This window comes from Vibrio profundum (assembly GCF_050337555.1).
Taxonomy (GTDB): Bacteria; Pseudomonadota; Gammaproteobacteria; order Enterobacterales; family Vibrionaceae; genus Vibrio; species Vibrio profundum.
Map to the genome: position 1 here is coordinate 1 of NZ_JAKJTA010000043.1, position 622 is coordinate 622.

Annotated in this window: 5 tRNA genes; all 5 read left to right on the top strand. The window is 51.1% G+C overall.

The features are described 5' to 3' along the window. Positions 1-10 precede the first annotated feature (10 nt). The 5 genes from L4C34_RS20385 (at position 11) to L4C34_RS20405 (ending at position 596) form a co-directional block, all read left to right on the top strand. Positions 11-86 (top strand) — tRNA-Gly (locus L4C34_RS20385). A gap of 70 nt (positions 87-156) precedes the next feature. Beyond that, positions 157-233 (top strand) — tRNA-Met (locus L4C34_RS20390). Positions 234-265: 32 nt separating this feature from the next. After that, positions 266-341: transfer RNA gene (locus tag L4C34_RS20395), tRNA-Gly, on the top strand. A 70-nt stretch (positions 342-411) separates the two neighbouring features. Beyond that, positions 412-488: transfer RNA gene (locus L4C34_RS20400), tRNA-Met, on the top strand. Between the two features lie 32 nt (positions 489-520). Next, positions 521-596 (top strand) — tRNA-Gly (locus L4C34_RS20405). The last annotated feature ends 26 nt before the right edge of the window (positions 597-622 follow it).

The following is a 622-nucleotide window of genomic DNA, read 5'->3' on the forward strand; positions in this document are numbered from 1 at the left end:
TAAAGATACTGCGACACTAGCTCAGTTGGTAGAGCGCAACCTTGCCAAGGTTGAGGTCACGAGTTCGAACCTCGTGTGTCGCTCCAAATTTCTTTCGCTGAATACTTTCATCGAAAGAGGCAGTTCTCACGGTACTTAACGGTGACACAATTCGGACGCGGGGTGGAGCAGCTTGGTAGCTCGTCGGGCTCATAACCCGAAGGTCGTCGGTTCAAATCCGGCCCCCGCAACCAATTTCTTTCAAGGCTTTGGTCTTAAAGATACTGCGACACTAGCTCAGTTGGTAGAGCGCAACCTTGCCAAGGTTGAGGTCACGAGTTCGAACCTCGTGTGTCGCTCCAAATTTCTTTCGCTGAATGCTTTCATCGAAAGAGGCAGTTCTCACGGTACTTAACGGTGACACAATTCGGACGCGGGGTGGAGCAGCTTGGTAGCTCGTCGGGCTCATAACCCGAAGGTCGTCGGTTCAAATCCGGCCCCCGCAACCAATTTCTTTCAAGGCTTTGGTCTTAAAGATACTGCGACACTAGCTCAGTTGGTAGAGCGCAACCTTGCCAAGGTTGAGGTCACGAGTTCGAACCTCGTGTGTCGCTCCAAATTTCTTTCGCTGAATACTTTCATC